This window comes from Prochlorococcus marinus XMU1406, from assembly GCF_017696055.1.
Classification (GTDB): Bacteria; Cyanobacteriota; Cyanobacteriia; order PCC-6307; family Cyanobiaceae; genus Prochlorococcus_A; species Prochlorococcus_A marinus_W.
In genome coordinates this window covers 998,922-1,019,189 of the sequence record NZ_JAAORG010000001.1, presented here as the reverse complement: position 1 = coordinate 1,019,189, position 20,268 = coordinate 998,922, and the positions used below count along the sequence as shown (strand labels likewise).

The 20,268-nt window shown below is 28.0% G+C and carries 18 protein-coding genes, 1 tRNA gene and 1 pseudogene; 13 read left to right on the top strand and 7 right to left on the bottom strand.

All coding sequences use genetic code 11. The features are described from left to right. A pseudogene (locus HA149_RS09540) lies at positions 1 to 134 on the top strand (porin); the annotation flags it as partial. Positions 135 to 772: 638 nt separating this feature from the next. On the opposite strand, the gene HA149_RS05910 reads toward HA149_RS09540, so the two are convergent. Together HA149_RS05910 and HA149_RS05905 are read right to left on the bottom strand one after the other, a co-directional pair. Beyond that, positions 773 to 880, bottom strand: coding sequence for a high light inducible protein (locus HA149_RS05910; protein ID WP_011132751.1), 108 nt, complete (start codon positions 878 to 880; stop codon positions 773 to 775). A 433-nt stretch (positions 881 to 1,313) separates the two neighbouring features. Next, positions 1,314 to 1,385, bottom strand: a tRNA-Lys gene (locus HA149_RS05905). A 177-nt stretch (positions 1,386 to 1,562) separates the two neighbouring features. Here HA149_RS05905 and HA149_RS05900 point away from each other — a divergent pair. From HA149_RS05900 to HA149_RS05885, 4 genes are read left to right on the top strand one after another with little or no spacing between them, the layout of a single operon-like run. Then, positions 1,563 to 1,679, top strand: a complete 117-nt coding sequence (locus HA149_RS05900; RefSeq protein WP_002807463.1) for a photosystem II protein Y — start codon at positions 1,563 to 1,565, stop codon at positions 1,677 to 1,679. Between the two features lie 5 nt (positions 1,680 to 1,684). Next, the gene (trmFO, locus tag HA149_RS05895) at positions 1,685 to 3,097 is read left to right on the top strand and encodes a methylenetetrahydrofolate--tRNA-(uracil(54)-C(5))-methyltransferase (FADH(2)-oxidizing) TrmFO (protein WP_209113887.1); all 1,413 of its coding nucleotides are present in this window, start codon (positions 1,685 to 1,687) and stop codon (positions 3,095 to 3,097) included. A 23-nt stretch (positions 3,098 to 3,120) separates the two neighbouring features. Further along, positions 3,121 to 4,665: a carotenoid isomerase gene (gene crtH, locus HA149_RS05890; RefSeq protein ID WP_209113885.1), complete on the top strand. Its 1,545-nt coding sequence runs from the start codon at positions 3,121 to 3,123 to the stop codon at positions 4,663 to 4,665. 15 nt (positions 4,666 to 4,680) lie between these two features. Then, complete coding sequence (locus HA149_RS05885; protein WP_209113883.1) at positions 4,681 to 5,187, top strand: hypothetical protein; 507 nt, start codon at positions 4,681 to 4,683, stop codon at positions 5,185 to 5,187. On the opposite strand, the gene HA149_RS05880 is transcribed toward HA149_RS05885, so the two are convergent. Next, a complete protein-coding gene (locus HA149_RS05880; RefSeq protein WP_209113881.1) occupies positions 5,184 to 5,921 on the bottom strand; it encodes a response regulator transcription factor in 738 nt (245 codons plus the stop codon). The genes HA149_RS05885 and HA149_RS05880 overlap by 4 nt on opposite strands. Positions 5,922 to 6,007: 86 nt before the next feature. Here HA149_RS05880 and HA149_RS05875 point away from each other — a divergent pair, with 86 nt between their 5' ends. After that, positions 6,008 to 6,277: a DUF6761 family protein gene (locus tag HA149_RS05875; RefSeq protein ID WP_209113879.1), complete on the top strand. Its 270-nt coding sequence runs from the start codon at positions 6,008 to 6,010 to the stop codon at positions 6,275 to 6,277. Between the two features lie 48 nt (positions 6,278 to 6,325). On the opposite strand, the gene grxD is transcribed toward HA149_RS05875, so the two are convergent. The 4 genes from grxD to HA149_RS05855 are packed head-to-tail and all read right to left on the bottom strand — an operon-like array spanning position 6,326 to position 8,069. Beyond that, entirely contained in the window at positions 6,326 to 6,649 is a 324-nt protein-coding gene (gene grxD, locus HA149_RS05870) for a Grx4 family monothiol glutaredoxin (RefSeq protein ID WP_209113877.1), read from the bottom strand. Positions 6,650 to 6,652: 3 nt separating this feature from the next. After that, positions 6,653 to 6,883, bottom strand: a complete 231-nt coding sequence (locus tag HA149_RS05865) for a BolA family protein (protein ID WP_209113875.1) — start codon at positions 6,881 to 6,883, stop codon at positions 6,653 to 6,655. Positions 6,884 to 6,895: 12 nt separating this feature from the next. After that, entirely contained in the window at positions 6,896 to 7,411 is a 516-nt protein-coding gene (locus HA149_RS05860) for a hypothetical protein (RefSeq protein ID WP_209113873.1), read from the bottom strand. Between the two features lie 43 nt (positions 7,412 to 7,454). Beyond that, entirely contained in the window at positions 7,455 to 8,069 is a 615-nt protein-coding gene (locus HA149_RS05855; protein ID WP_209113966.1) for a lysophospholipid acyltransferase family protein, read from the bottom strand. A 160-nt stretch (positions 8,070 to 8,229) separates the two neighbouring features. Here HA149_RS05855 and HA149_RS05850 point away from each other — a divergent pair, with 160 nt between their 5' ends. The 7 genes from HA149_RS05850 (at position 8,230) to HA149_RS05820 (ending at position 20,220) form a co-directional block, all read left to right on the top strand. Continuing rightward, entirely contained in the window at positions 8,230 to 8,946 is a 717-nt protein-coding gene (locus tag HA149_RS05850) for a pyridoxine 5'-phosphate synthase (protein ID WP_209113871.1), read from the top strand. An 8-nt stretch (positions 8,947 to 8,954) separates the two neighbouring features. Beyond that, positions 8,955 to 9,272: an MgPME-cyclase complex family protein gene (locus tag HA149_RS05845; RefSeq protein WP_209113869.1), complete on the top strand. Its 318-nt coding sequence runs from the start codon at positions 8,955 to 8,957 to the stop codon at positions 9,270 to 9,272. Positions 9,273 to 9,289: 17 nt separating this feature from the next. Then, positions 9,290 to 12,472 carry an exodeoxyribonuclease V subunit gamma gene (locus tag HA149_RS05840; protein WP_209113867.1) on the top strand — a complete coding sequence of 1,061 codons (3,183 nt, stop codon included), beginning with the start codon at positions 9,290 to 9,292 and terminating at the stop codon, positions 12,470 to 12,472. Between the two features lie 4 nt (positions 12,473 to 12,476). Further along, the gene (locus HA149_RS05835; protein ID WP_209113865.1) at positions 12,477 to 12,950 is read left to right on the top strand and encodes a methyltransferase family protein; all 474 of its coding nucleotides are present in this window, start codon (positions 12,477 to 12,479) and stop codon (positions 12,948 to 12,950) included. 12 nt (positions 12,951 to 12,962) lie between these two features. Then, on the top strand, positions 12,963 to 16,589 hold the full coding sequence (locus HA149_RS05830) for a UvrD-helicase domain-containing protein (RefSeq protein ID WP_209113863.1): 3,627 nt from the start codon (positions 12,963 to 12,965) through the stop codon (positions 16,587 to 16,589). Position 16,590: 1 nt separating this feature from the next. Then, positions 16,591 to 18,294: an AAA family ATPase gene (locus HA149_RS05825; protein WP_209113861.1), complete on the top strand. Its 1,704-nt coding sequence runs from the start codon at positions 16,591 to 16,593 to the stop codon at positions 18,292 to 18,294. Positions 18,295 to 18,432: 138 nt separating this feature from the next. Beyond that, positions 18,433 to 20,220: a DEAD/DEAH box helicase gene (locus HA149_RS05820; RefSeq protein WP_209113859.1), complete on the top strand. Its 1,788-nt coding sequence runs from the start codon at positions 18,433 to 18,435 to the stop codon at positions 20,218 to 20,220. Positions 20,221 to 20,268 lie beyond the last annotated feature (48 nt).

The window sequence follows — 20,268 nt, the reverse complement described above, 5'->3', positions numbered from 1 at the left end:
CTGAGTACTACACTTACGAAGCTTCATACTCTTATCCAATAAATGATGGTATGACAATCACTCCAGGTGTATTCATCCAAGAGGGTTCAACTGACAAAACTGGTTTCGCAGTTAAAACATCATTTAGTTTCTAATTAAATTAATTTAATTATTAATTAAAACTACACACTTAAAAAGACCTACCTAAATGGTAGGTCTTTTTTTATGATTATTTTTTAAAATTTTTAAAAATCTTTTATATTCTTTAATTACTAATAAAATTAGTACAAATTTTTTAATTTGATAAAATGAAAAAACTAAATATTTACAAATGCCCCCAATATTTAAATGTTTAATTTGTAGAAAAGATATTGAAAGATCTACTAAGGCATTTTGGAGTAAAAAAGGTCATCTTTTGTGTTCTACATGTTTGGATAATATAGATAAAAAGAAAATTTGATTATTAAATTCAGAAAAAACTTGACTAAAGGTAGTTTTTTGAAAGCAAGATAGGCGTTATTAAAAGAACAAAAATATAATTTATGGTCACTCCTATAATGTCTGTTTTGGCAACTCTTATAAAAATTCTTTTGGCTACTAGCAATTATTTTTGGATATGAGATTAAGTCTTAAATAGTTAAAATTTCATAAAAAACCTCAAATACTTTGGAATTAAAAAAGAAATTTAATTTCAAAGTACTTGAGGATTGATAATTTAAAGTGCAATTTTAATAATACACCTAATAAATTGATGCTAAATGATTAGAGGTTTTAAGCTTTGAATAGCTAAGAATTAAAACCAACCAGGAATGATTTGTCCAGTGGTTACGTATGCGCCAACTGCTGCAACGAAACCTAACATTGCGGCCCAACCATTAAAACGTTCTGCTTCAGGTGTCATGATTAAAAATTAAATGTGTATGTGTATTATTGTAACAGGAATTATGAAGCTTTGTAAAGTAATTTTTAGTTTTTTTGCAGAATTTAATTATTTTGAAAAAAATCTACTTTATTTTTACGCTACTGTCACAAATATGTGTAAATGATGGATTCTCGTCCAGCAAATATTTAAATAAGAAATTTCAAATAATTCATAGTAAGTTAATTGAAGTTTTAAATGAAATTGAGTAGTATTCACTTCAACTTGATAAGATTTAAAACTGCTTTATGTTTTAAGCTCCTAAATATAAGTCCTAGATTTATTTAAAAACGAATTTGCTTGAAATTTTCCTCAAAACCAGAAATAGTTTAAATCTACATGATTAGTAAGGTATATTTAAAGTTTTTGAATTTATTGTCTTTCAATTTTAAAAAGATGAACTCAATAAAAAATGTGGGTCGCCTGAGATTCGAACTCAGGACCAGCCGGTTAAAAGCCGGATGCTCTACCGCTGAGCTAGCGACCCATTTTGTAAAATCGAGTACATATGAAATTATCCCTTTTTAAGGTAAAAAAAACAACTTTTTATCTCAAGTTGAACAATAGAAAAACAATTCTTAACTTATGAAATAAAAAATTAAAATATCTCTCTAAATTTACAGTTAAAAGTTAAAATGATTTGGTAAATAACAGAATTTCTAAAATGCTCAGAACAATCGTAGTTTTTGCTCCCATTATCGCTGCTTTAGCTTGGGTTGTGTTTAACATACAGAAACCAGCAAGAGAGCAATTCAATAGAGACTTTTTGGGCAAGGATTAATTTAATTGATAGATAAAGAAGTAATAGTAATTGGAGCTGGTCTTGCGGGATCTGAAGCTGCTTGGCAAGTGGCTAGTTCTGGCATACCTGTCAAATTAGTTGAAATGAGACCTATAAAATCAACTCCAGCTCATCATACTGCTGAATTTGGAGAATTAGTTTGTAGTAATAGTTTTGGAGCTTTAAGCCCTGATAGAGCTGCAGGCCTATTGCAAAAAGAACTTAGAATTTTTAAGTCATTGATAGTTCAAACAGCAGACAAATTTTCTGTTCCAGCTGGAGGAGCTTTGGCGGTTGATAGATCTAAATTTAGTATCGCTTTAACTGAAGCTTTATCTAATCATCCTTTAATTGAAATTAAGAGATTTGAACAATTGGATCTCCCAAGCAAAGAAAATATAACGATTCTTGCGACTGGTCCATTAACTGCAGATGAGTTGTCCTTTAAAATTCAAGCTTTTACAGGAATCGATGCGTGTCATTTTTTTGATGCCGCTAGTCCTATTATTTACGGAGATACTATTGATCAGGAGATTGTATTTAAAGCTAGTAGATACGACAAAGGAGATCCCGCATATTTTAATTGCCCTATGGATGAGAATCATTACATCCATTTCAGAAATGAACTAATAAGAGGAGAACAAGCTAATTTAAAAGATTTTGAGAAAGAATCAGCTAATTTCTTTGAAGCTTGCTTACCAATTGAAGAAATTGCTAGAAGAGGAGTTGATACAATGAGATTTGGACCTTTGAAATCTATAGGGTTGTGGAATCCAAAATGGGGAGATTTATTTGATAGGGAAAATAGATTGAAAAAGCGACCCCACGCAGTTGTCCAATTAAGGAAAGAAGATTTAGAAGGCAAATTATTAAATATGGTAGGTTTCCAAACTAACCTCAAATGGTCAGAGCAAAAAAGAATATTTAGGATGATTCCTGGCTTAGAAAAGGCTGAGTTTGTACGTTTTGGAGTAATGCATAGAAATACATTTTTAGAATCTCCAAAATTACTTTTACCAACATTGCAATTTATAAAAAGAGAAAATCTTTTTGCTGCGGGCCAAATAACGGGGACGGAAGGTTATGCAGCAGCAGCGGCAGGGGGGTTGATTGCTGGAATAAATGCATCCTTATTAGCTAAAGGTAAAAAACCAGTAAGTTTTCCTAGAGAATCAATGATTGGTTCTCTAATAAATTTCATCAGTAATAAAAATCAAATTTTGTCTAATCAGAAAAAGAATAAATTCCAACCAATGCCTGCTTCATTTGGTTTAGTTCCTGAACTAACTAAAAGAATTAAAGATAAAAGGTTAAGGTACAAAGCTTATCAAGAAAGATCTACAGAAGCCTTAAGTGAATTTAAAAATATACTAAATGCTTGTTTCGAAAGAGACCACTTACTTAGCAAAATTTACTAAGATTAATTATCAAAGATCCAAAAATGAAATTTAATAAGGAAAATTTCGATGCAATTGTTATTGGCTCAGGAATAGGAGGCTTAGTAACCGCATCACAACTGGCTTCTAAGGGAGTTCGAGTATTAGTTCTTGAGAAATATATTATTCCAGGGGGAAGTGGGGGCTCTTTTAAGAGAAAGGGTTATACCTTTGATGTTGGGGCTTCAATGATATTTGGATTTGGAGATAAAGGTTATACCAATTTATTGACTCGCGCTCTAAAAGATGTAGATGAGAAATGCGAAACTATTCCTGATCCTGTTCAACTGGAATATCATCTACCACAAAATTTTAATATTTCTGTAGATAAAAATTATGAGCAATTTATAAAAAAATTATCAGCGAGTTTCCCTAAGGAAATAATTGGTATCAAGAAATTCTATGATACTTGTGCAAGTGTCTTTAAGTGTTTAGATTCAATGCCTCTTTTATCAATAGAGGATCCAGTTTATCTTTTTAAAGTTTTCTTTAAATCCCCATTATCCTGTTTAGGATTAGCTAGATGGTTACCAGTAAATGCAGGAGATGTTGCGAGAAAGTTTATAAAAGATCCTGAACTTTTAAGATTTATCGATATCGAATGTTTTTGTTGGTCTGTAATGCCAGCACTCAAAACTCCTATGATTAATGCGGGAATGGTGTTTACTGATAGGCATGCTGGAGGTATAAATTATCCAAAAGGGGGAGTAGGTACCATAGCAGATAAGTTAGTTAATGGGATCCAAAAATTAGGAGGCAAAATTAGATACAAAGCCAATGTGACTGAAATCCTTTTAAAGGATGAGAAAGCGGTAGGAGTAAAGCTTTCAAATGGGGAAGAGATTTATTCAAATATTGTTGTATCCAACTCCACTAGATGGGACACATTTGGATTAAAAAATAAAGATAAAGGATTAATTCCGAGTAAAAACGTTCCAAAAAGTGAATATAAGTGGTCAGAAACTTATAAACCCTCACCTTCTTTTGTTTCGATTCACCTTGGGGTAGAAAAAAATCTAATTACCGATAATTTTAATTGTCATCATATAATCGTTGAAAATTGGGATGAATTAGAAAGTGAAAAGGGAGTTATTTTTGTTTCTATACCTACTTTGCTTGACTCGTCTTTAGCTCCAGAAGGTAAACATATCGTACATGCATTTACTCCATCATCAATGAGTGAATGGGAAGGCCTATCAAGGAAAGAATATTTGCAAAAGAAAGAAAAATACTTTTCATTTCTTGTTGAAAAAATATCAACTATTCTTCCTAATCTTGAACAAAATATCGATCACAAAGAAATTGGTACTCCCAAAACTCATAAAAAGTTCCTTGGAAGATATGAAGGTAGTTATGGGCCAATTCCTAGTAAAAAGTTGCTTGGACTTTTGCCAATGCCTTTCAACACAACCAAAATTAAAAACCTTTATTGTGTAGGAGATTCATGCTTTCCTGGCCAAGGCCTAAATGCAGTTGCTTTTAGTGGATACGCATGCGCTCATAAAATAGGTGCAAAATTAAACATAAACAGTTTTAAATTGCCAGAGTAAATAGATTTCTTTGAAATGATAGAAAAGTTTAAAACTCTTTTTTTTGTGAAAAGTTCCTTAATATCCCTATATTTAGCACTTACAATTCCTATCCCATTTGTTTCAGTTGATAATTTAAAAATTCCTTCTATTATTACATTCTTCTTAGGCCTTTATTTAATTATCAATATCACAAGTGATTATGTAGAAACTTGTAATAAAAAAATTTCCTACAAAACTAGCTTTATTTCTAAAGCCTTAGGAAAAAAAAATTGGGAGATTTCTTGGAAAGATATTAAATTAATCAAATCTTTACCAACTAGTCAGGGTAGTAAAGTTTATTACTTTAATACTTATCAAGGTGAAAATTTTCTTGTCCCACAAAGGGTGGAAAATTTTGAAAAATTTGTATTAACTGTTTCCAGCAATACAGGAATTTCTATTAATGAAATATCCTATATATCACCATTATGGACATATAAATTACTGACATTACTATCAGTTTTAATGATTTTTGGTGAACTTTTTGCCTTTCTAAATTAAATATTATCAATACTGAATCGATAACCTTGTTGTCTAACAGTGGTTATACCCCCACCTTCCCCTAAGCCAGCCTGCTCTAATTTTCTCCGCAAAGTTAATACCTGAGTATCTACAGACCTTGGCCCTCCACTGAAGGGTGGCCAGGCCATCCTTAAAAGCTCTTGACGACTTCTTACCATTCCAGGTGGCATAAGAAGAGCACAAAGCAGTGCAAACTCCCTAGGGCTTAATTCCACGGGCTTCTCGCTAAGAGTAACTTGTCTTAAAAGAAGATGAACTTCTAAAGGTCCAACCTCAACTTTTTCTTGTAATCCGATCCGGCCCCTTTTTAGGAGTGTTCTACATCGAGCTGCAAGCTCTTCGAGACCAAAAGGTTTTCTAAGAACATCATCTGCCCCTTCATCTAATAGAGTTACTAATGCTTCGACACCTGATCTTGCCGTTAAAACTATGACAGAAGACCCTAATTGTTGGGCTAATCTCATTGCAGTATTCTGGTCAAGGATTTCTGCGCTAACTAAAAGGTCAGGTGATTGTTCTCTGCATAAGTCAATAGCTTCTGCAGCTGTACCCACAGCTGCCGCTAGATGGCCATCTTGGCGAAGTCTTTGCACAAGGACCGTTCTAAGTGTGGGGTGAGGTTCAACAACTAGTACTCTCGAGGGAGTTTGAGAGCTCGTAGGCAATTGTGCACTGCCAGAAGTTGAAGCTAAGATTTGCTCAGTTGATTGCATTCTTAATTACTGTTTGGCCAGGCAATTTTTAATCATCCTTAATAAGGTATAACAAATGCTAAATAAAAATAAGAATCTATCGAATTATGACATCATTTGAAAATCCCAAAGCAATTCGTCATTTTCAATCAATTTGTGATAGTTGCCAGGACTTAGTTACTCGTTTTCATACACCATATGATATTAAATTATATAGTGATGGCTATCTCCAAGCCTTAAGGAATTGCAGTAGTTTAGAGCAAAAGGATCAAGAGAAGTTAGAAAGATTAATTGAAAGATGGATTTTAGATCCGTCAAGTTTTATTGATCCAGAGGGAGATGGAAATAAAGGTTTTTTTGATAAAAAAAGAATTTAAAATATTAATTTTTATTAATCAATTCAGTATTTATACTTACTAATTGTTTTAAGACGCTAATTCAATTTCTATTTTTTCTTTAAGAGATCCTGAGTTGTACATTTCAATAAGAATATCTGATCCACCAAGAAATTCTCCTTTTAAGTAAACTTGAGGAATTGTTGGCCAATCTGAATATTCTTTGATACCTTCTCGTATATCAAAATCACTTAAAACATCAAAAGTACCAAATTCTACCCCTAAGGAATTTAGTATTTGAACTACATTGTTGGAGAAACCGCATTGAGGCATTAATTTTGTCCCTTTCATGAAAACCATTACTGGATTTGAATCAATCAGTTTTTGTATTTTATCTTTTGTTAGGTTGTCCATAATTCAATTTGGAGTTTCTGTTTTTAATGCCAGTGCATGGATAGTCTCTGAAGCTAATTCTTCCTTCAAAGCGGAATATACTAGCTGATGTTGTTTAACTAATGATAATCCATTGAATTGAGATGCAATTACAGTTACTTGCAAATGATCATTTCCCTTAAGGTTTTCAACAAAAACTTGGGAACTTGGAATTTTTTTAGTGATTAAATTAATTACTTCTGCTTTTGTAATCATAATAAATTTTAATTAACCTTTGTATTTTGTTTCAACAAATCCTAGTTGGATCAATCTTTCATAAGCTTCTTTACCTTCTTGACTATTTGGTGACATTATTCTAATTGTTTCAACAAGTAAGGGTACAGCAACCTCAGGCTTTTCAGTTTTTATATACAAAGAGGCTAATCTCTCATTTGATGCTGCCAAAATTTGTAATGTTTGCTTACCTTTCCTTTGCATTTCATTTGGTATTCTTGCATCAATTCCTTTGAAGGATGAATTTAGATCAGAATAAAAAGATGCAAGTTGCTTTGCTAATTTTCTAGCGTCCAGGTAAAAATCTTTAGCTTTTTCGAAATCTCCGTTTTTAATATATTGGTCACCTTGTTTTATGTAATATTCTACGTTGGAGATGGAAAGCTTTTTACTCTCACTTGAGAGTACTCTGTATTCTTTTGGATTCTTTATTTCTGCATAAACCTCATTTTTGTAAGGGACATTTCCAAAAAAAATAAATAAAATTGGGATAAATTTTAATAATTTCATTTTCTTATTCAATTATTAAAATTTATAGTAACTTATTGCAGATTCATCTACCTACTTTTTTTAATGCTTTTTCTTCCTCATGGGTCATTTTTTCATTTAGAAATATATTAAATTCCTTGATAGTTAAGTTTAAGTAATCATTAATTGCTATTGGTTGTCCAAAGGATAAACAAAATTCGCCCCTAAAGTTCGGAGGAACTTTGCTATAGGCAATTCCAATTGGAATAATAATAATTGATGCTGTTTTTTTTGTAGCTAATCTAGCTAATCTATATAGTCCTTCTTTGAGAACTAATTTTTTTCCATATTTATTAATCATTCCTTCTGGGAAAACGACTAATTGTTCTCCTTTTTCTATGAGATCAATCGAATATCTTAACGCTGAGAGAGATGGCGATAATTGATTTATTGAAAAACATCCAAGTCTTTTTAAAAACCAACCTTGTATTCCTCTCATTTCGGATTTAGTAACCATAAATCTACAATCCTTTTTTGTTACCCTTCTACCCATTGCCATGGTGAGTATTAAGCCGTCCCATCTTGATCTGTGGGTTGGCGCCAAAATAATAGAGGAATTTACTGGAATCGAAAAACCATTATTTAATATTTTCTTTTTTTTAAAAAAGAACTGTAAAAGAATGTCCTGCGTAACGAACATTGCAATAAATCCCAATGCAGGGTTGATTTTATGCAAAATATATAAGGATTTCTTCTTCAAGTTCAATTTACTATATATTAATAATTTAAGTGTTTGCCTTTTTTTATTAGCTATTATTGGGCGGTTACTAGATTGTCTGAAAACTAAGATTTTTAAAATTATGGCTACTTTAGGAGTAAACATTGATCATATTGCAAATGTGAGGCAAGCAAGGAAAACTGTAGAACCTGACCCTGTACAATTTGCTTTTTTAGCTGAATTAGGAGGCGCAGATTCCATAACAGTTCATTTAAGAGAAGATAGAAGACATATACAAGATAGAGACGTATTTCTTTTGAAAGAGACTATAAAAACAAAACTCAATTTAGAAATGGCTGCAACACCAGAAATGTTAGAAATTGCCAAAAAAATTTTCCCCGATTACGTAACGCTCGTTCCAGAGAAACGAGAGGAGGTTACTACTGAAGGAGGGTTGGATGTAAAAAGTAATTTGCAATACCTCAAGAGTTTTGTTGGAAATTTAAAAGAATCAAATATTGAAGTCAGTGCATTTATTGAACCTCTTAGTGCCCAGATAAATTATTCCAAAGAAATAGGGTTTAACTTTATAGAACTACATACCGGAAAATATGCTGAACTATCAGGATCTGAACAGTATAAAGAGCTCCAAAGGATTATAGAGTCTACACATTTAGCAAATGATCTTGGTTTAGTTGTTAATGCTGGACATGGCCTTAACTACAACAATGTTAGAAAAATTGCATCAATTAACAATATGAACGAGTTAAACATAGGCCATAGTATTGTTGCAAGGGCTTTAGCGATAGGATTAGAAAAGTCTGTACGTGAAATGAAGTCCCTTATTACATCAAATTAACTTTCAAAATGACAACATATTTTTTCGTCGCGGCAAGTGAAAAGTTTTTAACAGTTGAAGAACCAATTGAGGAAATTTTAAAAGAGAGGATGAGGAACTATAAAGAAAACAATAAAGAAATAGATTTCTGGCTCTTAAAAAATCCATCATTTTTGCAAACCACCCAATTTGTTGATCTAAAAGCAAAGATTCCATCACCATCAGCAGCTATTTTATCGACGGATAAAAAATTTATAACTTTCTTGAAGCTGCGTTTAGAGTTTGTTGCTGTTGGGGAATTCGAATTTCCTAATGCAGAAATAACTGATCCATTTAAAGTTGAGTAATATAATCAACTAGTAAATTGCTCAATCTATATAAGTCAAACAAAATTGAAGTGATTAGTGAGCTATTGGCAGAAGAATTAAAAATATGTCCTCCTCATATAACTGATAATTTAGAAATAGCTGTTCCTAATTATTTTTTGGGGAAATGGTTAAGTGAACAAATAACTATAAAAAACAAAATAAGTGCTCTTTATGAATTTAAGACAATATCAAATTTCACGGAATCATTATTGACAAATTTTTTCCCAGGCATTGATATGGGTTTATGGAATTTTGAGTCAATTAAGTGGGCCATTATTGATTCATTAGAAGAATTAAATAGCTTTAAAGAATCATTTCCTCTTAAAAATTGGATTAACAAATATTTGGATAATGAAAAAACAATTGATGGAGACATATATAACCTTACAAAAAAGATTGCTAACAATTTCATTGATTATCTAATTTTTAGACCTGAAATGATTGCTGAATGGAATAGATATGAAATTAATTCACTTAATCTATTTAAGAATTTAAATTCAGATCAATTTTGGCAGCCTATTTTGTATAAATTATTAGAGAAAAAGATATCTGAAAAGCCTTCATGTTTATATATGATTGAACTAATAAAGAATTTAAGAAAAATTAAAAACGTTAAAATTAAAGTACCAAATCAAATTTATATTATTTCCGATCATAACTTATCTAAACTACATATAAACTTTTATTCAGAACTTTCAAAATTTACTAAGGTAAATTTATATTTATTATCTGGAGGAGATGATTTATGGAATAGAATAAATCTTCTTGAAGGGGAGTTGGAATTTGATAACTTTAAAAGTAAATCGAATTTAAACAATTTAAATATAGAGAAGATATTTGGTAATTTTGGAGCAAACTTTCAGAAATTAATTGAGGAAAATATTTATAAAGAAGGTATAAATTTAAAAAATAATTTAATATATATTGATCCAACAACTAATTTTCATGAGAAGAAAGATATTCCTCTTCTTAATCAAATACAAAAAAGACTAATTGATAATAACAGCAATGATTTTAACGTAAATGAAAGGGATGATTCAATATTACTTTGTGAGCATTTTAATCAGAATAGTCAATTAGAATATATAAGAAATAAGATTATAGAAATAATAAATTCTTGCGAGAATATTAAATATAGTGATATTGCTATTTTATGTCCAAAAACTAATCAAATCAAACCTTATCTAAAGTATATCTTCAATAATGAGTTAATTAATGGTGAAAAGATACCTTATTTTTTTATTGATGATAATAATTATGATTCTCCAGATATTTATAAATTTTTAATTGACATCACTGAAATAGCAAATGAGAAAATTACACTTGAAAAAATAGATTATATTCTTTCTAAAAAAGTAACGCAGAACATTTTTGATTTTGATATTACTGAGAAGGATGAAATTATTTTCTTACTAACCCAAGTTGGTTTTCATTGGGGATTAGATGCTAATGAAAGATTAGGGGAAGAAAAAAATACTCTAGAGTGGTGCATAAATAGAATTATTTTAGGCTTGATTTATGACAAAGAAGAAAATTTAAGTACTTTTAATTTAAAACCATTTAGTTTGAAAAATATAAGTTTGGATTTGAATAAATGGGTTAAATTATTACTTGATTTTAAAAAATATATTAATTTGCTAAGGGGATCTTTTTCTTACTCAAGTTGGGTTGAAAAGATAAAATTCGTATTGAAAAGTATTGCTTATTCTAATGGAAATTTTAATTTAGAAATAAGTGAAATAAATAGAATTCTTGATAATCACTCAATACCTTTAATCCCTGATGATCTTATTTTGTTAAATGTTTTTAGAGAGATATTAATTTCTTGCATAAATGAAGCTAAATATCAAAGCAAATCACGTATCAACAAGATCCTTGTAAGTGATATTGAGAATGCAAGGCATGTACCACATAAGGTTATCTTTTTAATAGATATGAATAGTGTTTTTTATCCAAAATTATCAAAGAATGAAAATATTAATTTATTAAATAATAAATATGACCTGGGCGATCCATCAGTTTTTGAAAGAGAGAAATATTTATTTCTTGAGTTGTTAATTGCTTGTAGAGATAAATTTATAGTTTCTTGGGTAAAGAATGATAAAAACAATAAAAAATTAGATGTTTCATTTCCTATAAAAGAGTTAATTTCTTTTTTTGATAGTTTTTTAAAACAAGGCAAAAGAGAACAAATAATAAAAGATTCTGATTTAAATAAAACAGAAATAATTAATATTGATAGTTCTAACATAATTAAAAGTAATTATTCTTTAGTAGAAGATATAGATTGGATTGAAAAAAAATTTGATACAAAAAAATATAAATTATCAGAACTAATTTATTGGTTCAAGACTCCACAAAAATATTGGTTAAATAAAAAAAATATTTCTCCAAAGGAAATATTTATCCATCATCCAGATGAGGAGTATGTAAGTAATCTGCAGAAGTCGCAACTAATTACAAAAATAATCCAGGAGTTAGAGATTGATAACCATAATGTTATTGATGATTTAAAAAAATTGAATATTAATGATCTATTATTTGAAAATGGGATTATTATCCCCAATAATAGTATTTTTATAAAAGAAAAAGAAATCAAAGATTTGTTAGAAAGTCTATCTAAAAGTTTGAGTCAGCATAATAATATTAATAGAATTTATGTTAAATCAAATTCAAATAAAGAAGAATATTTCATAGCTGATGACACCGTAATTGAATTGATTCATACGAAACTAAGTTTAAGTCGTTTGTCAGAGGCTTGGATAAAATCACTCTTCATTTCTTCTTTAAACAAGAATATAAAAAAGACTAAAGTAATTTTTAGAACAGAAAATAATTATAAATCGCAAATTATTCAATCACCCGGAGTTATGGAGTCAAATTTAATTTTGGAGGAATATATAAATATTTTTAAAAATTATTCTGAAAAATGTTTACCTCTCCCTCCAGAAAGTGCTTATAAATATGTAGAAGCAAAAATAAAATCAAAAAATGAGAAAAAATCTTTTACCGATAGATGGATTGGTAATAAAACTTTTTCTAAAGGAGAAAGAGATAATATCGAAATGAAATTATGTTTTGGAAATAAAAAAGAACCAGACTTCTTTCTGGAAAATAATAATTTTGATAAATTATCATTCAGATTATATGGTCCTCTTATTGAGGCATTAAAGAAATAAATTAATGACTAAATTTCAGTTAAAAAATTTTTTAAAAGCTGCGTATGAAATAATCCTTGTTTTTTTACAATTCTTTATTATTAGTCTCCATTTTTTTAAGTGGGAATTTATTCCAGAAAAACAAATAATTCAAGTCACTCCTTTTTCTTATTTTGTGGGTTTTTTAATCATCATAATTGCTTTCATAATATTGTTAGTAGCAATTAAAGACTTAGGAAGAAATTTATCCCCTTTCCCTAGACCTATAAATAATAGCAATCTTGTTACTAAAGGTATTTATCGATTTACGCGTCATCCAATGTACTATTCTTTAATATTTATTTCCTTTGGCGTTTTTATAACAAAGTTATCTATTTATTATTTATTTTTATCAACAAGTTTAATTTTAATAATTAAATCTAAGATTCCTTTAGAAGAACAATATTTAAAAAATAAATTTAAGAATTACTTACTTTATAAAAATGAGGTCAAATATTAATTCAATAAAGATATGGATATTAATCAAATTAAATTAGATAATAAATTTAAATTAGTAGAAGCAAGTGCAGGAACTGGGAAAAGTTTCACTTTGGCTCATCTAGTTTTAAGAAATGTTTTGGAGAAAAAAATTAAACCAGATGAGATACTCTTATTAAGTTTTACAAAAAATACGTGTTCTGAATTGCGAGATAAAATACTTTTGAGATTTCAGGACTTAAAACTATATTTGCAAAATCATAATGAAAGTAAGATAGATAATACCCTTAAGGATTGGTATCTAAAGTTTAAGGAGAAGGAAAAATCTAAGGGAAAAACTATATCCGAAATTGATAATTTTGTTAATGAAATTTATAAATTACAAGTAACTACATTCCATGCTTTTTGCAATAATATTATTGATGAATATAGTATTGAAATAGGGGCAACTCAAGATCCATGCATTGAAAATAATATAGATAATTTATATAAAGATGTAATAGATAATTTGTGGATTGATGTTTTTCTAAATCTTAATCCTGAGATTATTTCAGCAATCAACAAAAAAAAAATAAGTTCTAGATTTGGAAGTAGAATAAATAAGTCATTTTTTGTAGAAATTTTAAAAAATATAGATCAGGAAAATATTTGTAAATTTCAAATAAAAAATAAATATAAGATTAGTGATTTAAACAATTATTTTGATGATTTTTTTTATTTAAATTGGAATGAGTTTTGTGTTGAATGGAGTAAAAAAGGTAAGGAATTATTTTTAAAACTTACAGAGTTGGGAAAATTAATAAAGGAGAGTGGTGGTAAAAGTCAAATATATGCAGCAAATCCTAGAAATGATAAGTTTAACCAAATAATTTGTTGGATTGAAGAGATTAACAAAAAGCTTAATTCTAAAAATGTGATTGATTTTCTGTATGATATTTCTAAAGATGATCTTTTATTCAAATATTTTTATAATGAAAATATATCTAAAGAAATTAAAAAACATAACTTAAAATTAGATTTTAATGAATTTAATTTATTACAAGATAAGATCTATAAAATAAAAGAAGGTTTCTATACTGAATTTGTAAGAATATTTACCCAATTAGCTTATATAAAATTAATAGAATTAAAGAAAAGTTTTTCTATTTTCAACTTTAATGATCTTATAAAGACTATAGAAAATAAATTTCTAGATTCAGAAATGAGTAATAGTATTGCTCTATCTAAAATTCAACAAAGATTTAAATGTGTCTTAGTAGATGAGTTTCAAGATACAGATAATACTCAGTGGAATTTAATAAAAAAGTTCTTTAATAATAAAAATCATTTTTTACTTTGTGTAGGTGATCCAAAACAGGCGATCTATAAATTTAGAGGTGGAGATATTGAAACTTACTTAGATGCCAGATCAAATGCAATCGAAGTTTTTAGTCTTACAGATAACTATAGATCCTCAAAAAAGTTAATGGACGTCGTTAATAACCTTTATAAAAATGGACTTAAACAATCAAAACTAAATTACAGGAAATTAACCTCTAGAATTAATGAAAATATTTATTCTGAATTTAAATTTAAGGATGTATTTGAAATTGTAGAATTTTCAAAAAAAGAGACTGATATTGAGGATCTTGTAACTAATTACATAGTTAACTTTATTTTAAATAATAAAGAAATTGATATTAATAAAATTGCGATTCTTACATTAAATAATTCGCAATGCTTAGATTTGAAAAACAAATTTAATCAATTTAACCTCCCATGCAAATTTCAAAATAAACAAAATATTTTTGATACGGAAGCAAGTTCTCTATTATTTTTATTAATTAAATGTTTATTAAATCCTAGGTATTTAAAAAATATAACTTTGCTTGCTGCTTCTAAGTTTATAGAAATTGAATTAGAAGAATTACTTGATGATGGAATTAGTAATAATTTAGAAATTCTAATTAATAAATGTATTACTTGGTCCCAGGAACTAAGAGAAAAAGGGTTTTTAAATATTGTTAATGAACTTCTTATAAATTACAAGTCATCCTCGATTATTCAAGATTCTGATTTAAATTCAAATTTATTTCAACTTTCAGAAATTGTTGAAATAGAATTAATAAATAATGATTTTAATCTCAATAAAGTTTTTAACTGGTATAAAAATCAGTTAGATCATTCTTTAAGAATTTGTACTGGAGAAGATTTTTTGACCAAAGATTTTAATATACAAAATGGAATAAATCTTTCTACCATTCATAGTAGTAAGGGTCTGGAATTTGATATAGTCCTATGTCCATATCTTTCTATTATTTCTAATAAATCAAATAAAATTAAAGGACCTATTTGGAAATCAAATATTGATAGAAATATATATATTAATATTTCTAATAATTATGAGAAGGTTCAAAATTTTAAATTAATAGAAGAGGAAGATTTATTTAAAGAAAGTGAAAGGTTAGTTTATGTAGCGCTTACAAGGAGCAAATATAAACTTATAGTTTTTAATGATTTAGAAGATACAAATAATATTTTAAATAATGATTTACTTAAAAATTTGGAAAATATTAATATATATAAGTCTACTTTTGAAGACAGGATAGAAAAAAAGAAAATAAAAGAAATTTTTGCTAAGTTCCAAACCAACCGATTTAATAATAATCTTTGGAAAATCGATAACTTTAATAAAAAAATATCTAAGGAATTTAATTCTGATCAATTTATTTCTTATTCAAGTTATTCTTCTTGGATACGTAAAGATAAAAATATTGATACAGTCATTAATCAATATAAGGATTATGAAGATAATGTATCAATTATGAAAGAGTCTAATCTTAGGAAGACAAAGAATTATCCTAATTATTTTTCTTATCCAAATCCCTTAAGTGAATTTCCAAAAGGAACTATTGCTGGGACTTGCTTACACAAAATAATAGAAAGATTTCAATTTGGAAATGATAATAATCAAGAATTAATTGATTTAATTATTGAGGAATTGAACTTTCATCAAATCGATACTTCTTTGGCTTTTAAAGTAAAAGATGCGATTTTGAGAATTATAAATTTATCTTTAGGAAGTGAATTACAAAACAAGAAACTAGTTGATATTCCAAATGAATACTTAATTAAGGAGCTTAAATATGATTTAACTCTATCTTATGAAGGTAGAAACATTAATTCTCATGATATATCAAAATGCTTTCTTATAGATCAGGAATATGAATTTGGTGAAGAATATGCAAACAAAATAATTGATCTTCAAATTATGAATAAAGGATTTCATTCAGGATGCATTGATTGTGTTTTCCCTTTAGGTAATAAATTAGAAGATAGTAAATGGTGGATAATTGATTGGAAAAGTAATTTGATTTCTGGAAGTGATAATAGTGATTGTTTACCAAGAAACTATAACTATGAAAATATGAAAAATGAAATGATTAAACATCATTATCCATTGCAATCTCATCTTTATTTATTAGCATTGCATAGATTTTTAAAGTGGCGACTTAAAAAGTATCAACCACATAAACATCTAGGAGGATATATTTATTTGTTTTTAAAGGGATTGCCAGATTTTGAATTATTTGAAAAATCTAAGTCGAAAGATATATCTCCAGGTATTTTTATTGGTAAAGCACCTTTAAAGAGAATTAATTATTTAGATAACCTTTTTTAGAATGAATAAAACTACTAAGGAGATTGAAAAATACCAATATGATCATATATTTAATTTAATCTTGGTTATTTTCGAATTCAATGAAAAAAAATATGGAAATTTCGTAAAAGATTCAATAAGAATTTTATTAGAGTTTGAAAAAAATGGTGAAACTATTATTGATTTAGATAATAGTTTAATAATCTTTGAATTATTAGAAGATGGCTGGCCCAATAAACATATAGATGTTTTAAAAAATATAGGCTTAATAGGTTCACTTAATTCTCCATTTATATTATTAGATAGAAAATTATCCCTATCAAAATGGTCAAAAAAGATAGAAAGAGTTATGAATTTATTTTTAAAAAAAATAGATACCGATAATTTAATGAACTCTTTAATTAATAAAGATGATAATAAAATTGATCAAATGAAAAATATATTAAAATATTCAAATTTAGTTTTCCTTCAAGGTGGACCAGGTACAGGTAAAACCACTTTAATAATAAACTTAATACTAGATCTCCTTAGAATTGATAACTTTTTAAATATTGGGTTGTCTGCTCCAACAGGTAAAGCTACAGCTCGTCTAAAAGAAGCTTTTAATAATAAAAAAAATATTTCCTTTAACAAATTTTTAGACCAAATAGAATTTCAAACTTTACATAGATGGATTTTAAATTCTCAAAATAAATCTTTTAAGTTGAAATTTAAACTAAAAGAACTTGATATTTTCATAATTGATGAAATGTCAATGGTTAATATAGATTTGATTGAATCAGTTTTAGGTTTACTAGCAAAGGACTGTAAAATTATTTTAGTTGGAGATAAAAATCAATTGTCTCCAGTAAATAACTGCTCTATCTGGAATTATTTGTTTGAATATGGAGAAAATAGTTCAATTAAATCTTCTTTAGTAAATTTAGAAAAAACTTATAGAAATATTGGAGATATAGCGTTAATTAGTAGTTTAATATTTAATAATGATTGTTCTTTACTTAATCAAAAGATTAAAGAATTAGAAAAAGATAACAATTCAAAAGAAGTTACTATTTCAAAAAGTAGAGAAAAAGATATTCCAAAAGATCTAATTTTTTCGATTACAAGTCATCTAAATAAGTTAAATCTTTCAACTTCAAATTTAAGTAAAAAAAAATATATATTTGATGAGGGTAGTGATAATTTATTGCTTAATGAAAAAGATTTGGTAGATAAGATATTTCTTGATTTACAAAGTCACTTGATTTTATGCGAAAAAAATTCTGGGATATGGAGTGTTGAATATTTGAATGAAATTATTTTTGGTCAAAAAAAACCATATGACCTTAAAACTCTTAGTGAGGGTGTTCCGATAATGTGTACAAAAAATAATAATGAGCTTGGATTGTCAAATGGGGATATCGGAGTAACTATAGGTTTAAAAAATAAAAGAAAATATCTTTTTAGAAAATTTAATGATAATAACGAAGAAATTGTCGCATTAATTGATCCATCTAATTTAGAAAATGTTTTACCTGCAATTGCAATTACTATACATAAATCTCAAGGAAGTGAATCTGATAGAGTAAGTATTTTGTGGTCACAAAAATATAGAAGAAATCAATATGCTGTAAAAGAAAAAAAAGATAGTGAGAATATCTTTTGTAGAGATGATTTTGAAAGAAGGTTATTTTATACTGCTGTTACAAGAGCGAAAAAATATCTAGATATATATTATTTAAATTAAATCTTATTTTTGAGAAATTAGTAAGATCTGTACCCTAAGATGTTAGATTAATAATTCGGCTCTGTAAGGCTAGTCAACAATTCAAGTCAATTTAGATATTTGTTGAATGCCTAATCAGAAGATTATTAGGCATTTAAAATGGCTTTAAAAAAAGATAGTAACTCTTTTAATAGTGAGCAGGAAAAATCTCAGAATGAAGATGCTTCCCTGCTTGAGTTAAAGAACTTAGAGAACAAAAAAGAAATTGAATCTCAACAATTGGAAGTATCTGAAGGAAATGATAATGAGAATGAGAATGGATTTATTAATTTTGGGTTTAATCAATCGATCTTAAATTCGTTAAGAAATAAAGGATATAAAAATCCAACACCCATCCAAAAAGCTGCAATTCCGGAACTTATGTTAGGCAGAGATTTACTAGGCCAAGCACAAACAGGAACAGGAAAGACTGCAGCTTTCGCATTACCATTAATAGAAAAACTTGCAGATAATAAAGAATTAAATGCCAAGGTTTTAGTTATGACTCCTACAAGAGAATTAGCAACTCAAGTGGCAGAATCTTTTAAAAGTTATAGTTCAGAATCTAGTAATTTTAAGACGGTTGCAATATATGGAGGTACCGACTATCGAAATCAAATTTCTGCATTGAAAAGAAAAGTTGACGTAGTAGTTGGAACCCCTGGCCGAATAATGGATCATATCAGGCAGGGAACTTTTAAAATTAAAGACATAAATTGTCTTGTTTTAGATGAGGCAGATGAAATGTTAAATATGGGTTTTCTTGAAGATATTGAATGGATAATAGATCAACTTCCGGAAAATAAGCAGATGGTATTGTTTTCAGCAACAATGCCTAGTGAGATAAGAAATATAGCAAAAAAATATCTAAATGATCCCGCCGAAATATTAATCAAAAGTGTCAAAAAAGAAACTCAATTAATTTCGCAAAAATTTCTATATGTACAAAGGCATCATAAGTTAGATGCATTAAAAAGAATATTAGAACTTAATAACGAGGGAGTAATAATTTTTGTGAGAACTAAACTTCTTACTACCTCAATAGCCGAAGCTTTAGAGAATTCAGGCCATACTGTGGCAGTACTTAATGGAGATATACCTCAAAATCAAAGAGAAAATACTGTAGATAGATTAAAAAAAGGATTTATAGATATCCTTGTTGCGACTGATGTCGCAGCTAGAGGATTAGATGTTGAGAGAATAAAACTTGTTGTTAATTACGATTTTCCTTTTGATAAGGAAACATATACTCATAGAATTGGAAGAACTGGAAGGGCAGGCAGATCAGGAGAAGCAATTTTATTTGTTAATCAAAGAGAAAAACATTTCCTTAGAAACTTAGAAAACTCAACAAGAACTACAATTGAAGAAATTAATATACCAAGTAATAAAATAATAAATGAAAAAAGGATGGAGAAACTTTTAGAAAATGTTAATGATAGTTCTTTAGCTAAAGATGAAAATGAAGAAAATAAGGCTTTGATTATTGATGTACTAGATAATTTAAAAGAAAAATACTCTATGGATGATACAAATATTGCAATGGCGTCAATTAATTTAGTAATAGGTAATAAATCATTTTTTGTTAATGAAGATGATTCTTGGATTCATAAACAAAATAATACTGATCGAAATAGATTAAATAGAAATAGTAATAATCGTATGAGAAATTCAAATAGAAGAAATAATTATCAAAATGATTCTTTTGAAACCTACAAATTTAACTTTGGTAAATATGATGGGGTTAGAGTTGCGAATATTATATCCTCAATCTGCAATTCAACTAATATAAATGGTAGATCCATAGGTAAGATACAGATTTTTAATGATTATAGTTTGGTAGATTTACCCAGAGATCTGCATAGAGAAACTAAAAATAAATTAAAAAAAATTAAAGTCAGAAACTAGTTATAGAGAATGAAAGCTAGCAAATATAAATTCTTTATTTTTGTGAAT

Coding starts and splice junctions, on each gene's coding strand:
- HA149_RS05910 (WP_011132751.1), bottom strand. CDS start 880: ATGACACCTGAAGCAGAACGTTTTAATGGTTGGGCCGCAATGTTAGGT.
- HA149_RS05900 (WP_002807463.1), top strand. CDS start 1,563: ATGCTCAGAACAATCGTAGTTTTTGCTCCCATTATCGCTGCTTTAGCT.
- crtH (WP_209113885.1), top strand. CDS start 3,121: ATGAAATTTAATAAGGAAAATTTCGATGCAATTGTTATTGGCTCAGGA.
- HA149_RS05885 (WP_209113883.1), top strand. CDS start 4,681: ATGATAGAAAAGTTTAAAACTCTTTTTTTTGTGAAAAGTTCCTTAATA.
- HA149_RS05880 (WP_209113881.1), bottom strand. CDS start 5,921: ATGCAATCAACTGAGCAAATCTTAGCTTCAACTTCTGGCAGTGCACAA.
- HA149_RS05875 (WP_209113879.1), top strand. CDS start 6,008: ATGACATCATTTGAAAATCCCAAAGCAATTCGTCATTTTCAATCAATT.
- grxD (WP_209113877.1), bottom strand. CDS start 6,649: ATGGACAACCTAACAAAAGATAAAATACAAAAACTGATTGATTCAAAT.
- HA149_RS05865 (WP_209113875.1), bottom strand. CDS start 6,883: ATGATTACAAAAGCAGAAGTAATTAATTTAATCACTAAAAAAATTCCA.
- HA149_RS05860 (WP_209113873.1), bottom strand. CDS start 7,411: ATGAAATTATTAAAATTTATCCCAATTTTATTTATTTTTTTTGGAAAT.
- HA149_RS05855 (WP_209113966.1), bottom strand. CDS start 8,069: ATGTTCGTTACGCAGGACATTCTTTTACAGTTCTTTTTTAAAAAAAAG.
- HA149_RS05850 (WP_209113871.1), top strand. CDS start 8,230: ATGGCTACTTTAGGAGTAAACATTGATCATATTGCAAATGTGAGGCAA.
- HA149_RS05845 (WP_209113869.1), top strand. CDS start 8,955: ATGACAACATATTTTTTCGTCGCGGCAAGTGAAAAGTTTTTAACAGTT.
- HA149_RS05835 (WP_209113865.1), top strand. CDS start 12,477: ATGACTAAATTTCAGTTAAAAAATTTTTTAAAAGCTGCGTATGAAATA.
- HA149_RS05830 (WP_209113863.1), top strand. CDS start 12,963: ATGGATATTAATCAAATTAAATTAGATAATAAATTTAAATTAGTAGAA.
- HA149_RS05825 (WP_209113861.1), top strand. CDS start 16,591: ATGAATAAAACTACTAAGGAGATTGAAAAATACCAATATGATCATATA.
- HA149_RS05820 (WP_209113859.1), top strand. CDS start 18,433: ATGGCTTTAAAAAAAGATAGTAACTCTTTTAATAGTGAGCAGGAAAAA.